General features: G+C 66.7%; 3 protein-coding genes. 1 reads left to right on the forward strand and 2 read right to left on the reverse strand.

The annotated features are described in order from the left end of the window. On the forward strand, positions 1-512 hold a 512-nt coding region (locus tag BKY26_RS07125; protein ID WP_071689710.1), incomplete at its 5' end, for an alanyl-tRNA editing protein. A 125-nt stretch (positions 513-637) separates the two neighbouring features. On the opposite strand, the gene BKY26_RS07130 is transcribed toward BKY26_RS07125, so the two are convergent. Further along, the gene (locus BKY26_RS07130) at positions 638-1,711 is read right to left on the reverse strand and encodes a hypothetical protein (protein ID WP_071689711.1); all 1,074 of its coding nucleotides are present in this window, start codon (positions 1,709-1,711) and stop codon (positions 638-640) included. Positions 1,712-1,797: 86 nt separating this feature from the next. Further along, a partial coding sequence (locus BKY26_RS07135) for a YeeE/YedE family protein (protein ID WP_071689712.1) occupies positions 1,798-2,635 on the reverse strand: 838 nt, incomplete at its 5' end.

Genomic DNA, 2,635 nt, shown 5'->3' on the forward strand with positions numbered 1-2,635 from the left:
TGGTCCCCGCCGAGGCGGGGGAACTGCCGCCGGTTGGGGCCAGGGTGGAGCAACGGCTCGACTGGGATCGGCGCTTTGCCCATATGCGCGTGCATACCGCGCTGCATCTTCTGTCCGTGGTGATCCCGCTGCCGGTGACCGGTGGGGCGATTTCCGCCGAGAAGGGGCGGCTCGATTTCGACATGCCCGATGCGCCCGATGACAAGATGGTGCTGCAAGGCAAGCTGAACGCCCTGATCGACCGCGATCTGCCGGTCAGCGAGACATGGATCACCGATGCGGAGCTTGAAGCCAATCCCGGTCTGGTCAAGACCATGTCGGTCATGCCCCCCATGGGCGCGGGCCGGGTGCGGCTGGTCAGGATCGGCCAAGAGGGGGCGAGCCAGATCGACCTGCAGCCCTGCGGCGGCACCCATGTGCGGCGCACCGGCGAGATCGGCAAGGTGACGCTTGGCAAGATCGAGAAGAAGGGCCGCCAGAACCGCCGGGTGAGTGTCATTCTGGCCGAGTGATCCGTGGCAGGCGTGGGGCGGGGAACGGCCCGTCTCGAGCCCCCTTTCAGGGAGCCCTCGCCGTGCCGTCGGGGGGGCGCTGCCCCCCTGCGACCCCCCGAGGTATTTCACCCAAGATGAAAGGGTCAGACGATCCAGGGGATGAAGGGGTAGAGCAGCGCGATGCCGATCGGGCCAAGGGGGAAGAGCCAGGGGGCGATGGCGATCTTGACGGGCAGGGGCGAAAGGTCTGCGCCGCGCCTGCGGCCGAGCATCGGGGCCGCCGCCAGAACCAGCAGGACAGAGAAGAACAGGCAATGCGACCAGCGGCCGTAGTCGACGCCGAGGGCAAACAGCGCAAGCGTGGCGCCGGGGGCGAAGAGGAGCAGGTCAGGCGCCGCGGTGTTCAGCCGGTAGTGACGATGGAGCAGCAGCAGCGGCACAAGCGCCGCATAGGCCGCGATCAGGTAATGTGAGGGCGGGAAGCCGCGGGCCGGTTCCATGATCTCCCGGGTCCAGACGGAGGCGGCGAGATTGGCCTCGGGTGGCAGGGCGGTGGCCAGGTCGATCTCGGCTCCGCCCCAGAGCATCAGCGCGATCGTGGCGGCTAGGACAGGCAGCGCGATGGTCGCGGCATCGGTCATGGACCGGCGCAGGGCCAGAGCGACCACGACGGGGACGCCGTAGAACAGCACCGCCTCATGCACCAGCATGGCGGTGGTCATGAGGAGCGCGGCAAGCCACGCGCGGCCTTTCAGGATTGACGCGACTGCCAGCCCGGTCAGCACGAAATTCACATGATCGAGCCGCGCCATGTCGTACCCCATCTGCATCATTCCCACGGGCGCGATCAGTACGGCGGCGGCAAGGAATCGCTGTCCGGGGGCGGCATCCGCAAGCGGCAGGAACAGGCGGGAGGCGGCCACGGCCAGAGCCATGCACAACAGAAGATCGAGCCCGAGCATCACGCCATATTCGGCCACGCCCCCGTCCGGCAGTACCGCGAAGAGGGGGGCCATGACGGACCCGATCAGACCGCGGCGCAGAAAGCCGAACTCCTGATAGCTGACATGATAGTGAGTCAGGTTCCAGACCAGCGCGTCGGGGGGCGATCCAGACAAGGCCCAACCCATCAGATGCGGGCTGGCCCCGATCAGCCAGGCCAGCAGGGCCAGCAGGACGAAGCCATTCTGGCGTTCCTTGTTCCAATCTATCGCCATATGCGCCTGCCTTGTTCCCTGCGGCCCCCGCCTTGCGCGAAGTCTAGGGGATTATGGCCCGATCACAAAGACTTCTGCGGAAACGCTTAGTCCGCGTTGCGGAAACCCTGCCCATAGATCAGGAAATGCAGACCGATCCGGGCACCTGCATAGATGCTGAGCAGCGTCACAGGGGCCGAGAGGCCGAGGACAGAAAAGGCCGACAACCCCTGACCGATGGAACAGCCGCTGGCCAGCACCGCGCCCACGCCCATCATCGAGGCCCCGACCAGTTGCCGCCCCAGCTCGCGCGCATCGTCGCAGGCTTCCCACCGGAAGTGACCCAGGCGGGTATTGCCCAGAAAGGCCCCCGCGACCACGCCCAGAACCGAGCCCATGCCGAATGTCACGGCCGTGCCGCTGGAGGTCATGGCGAAAAGGATGGTTTCTCCGATCGGGGCGGCGAAAGTGTGGTTTGCGACGCTGATCGACTCGAAGCTTTCGAAATGCAGCCATTGCAGAGCGCCCCATGTGGCGGCGATGGTCACCCCGACGATGGCCGCCCAGATCGCATGGGGGCGAAACTCCGACCAGTCGGCGCCGCGCATGGCCAGCCCTGCCAGGAGGGCGGCAATGAGGGTGGCGGTCGCCAGGGGGGGCAGACCGATGGCGCTTTCGAGCATCTGGGCGATGCCGGAGGGGCTTTCGCTGGACTGGCCCGGAACCAGGGCCAGACGCAGCCCCGAAAGCGGGCCGGAAATGGTGGCATAGGCGGTGATGCCCATTGTGACCACCACCACGCCAGAGCGAAAATCGCCGCCACCGATCCGGGCCAATGCGCCGAAGCCGCAATTGCCGGCCAATGCCATGCCAACCCCGAAGAGCAGACCACCCGCGACAGCCCCGACAATGGACCAGCGGGTCAGATAGAAGATATCGGCGGGG

Origin of the sequence: Nioella sediminis (genome assembly GCF_001879695.1) — a bacterium.
GTDB classification, from domain to species: domain Bacteria; phylum Pseudomonadota; class Alphaproteobacteria; order Rhodobacterales; family Rhodobacteraceae; genus Nioella; species Nioella sediminis.

What these genes read in the sequence shown, in the direction of transcription:
- BKY26_RS07130 (WP_071689711.1), bottom strand. Translation starts at nt 1,711, where the DNA reads ATGGCGATAGATTGGAACAAGGAACGCCAGAATGGCTTCGTCCTGCTG.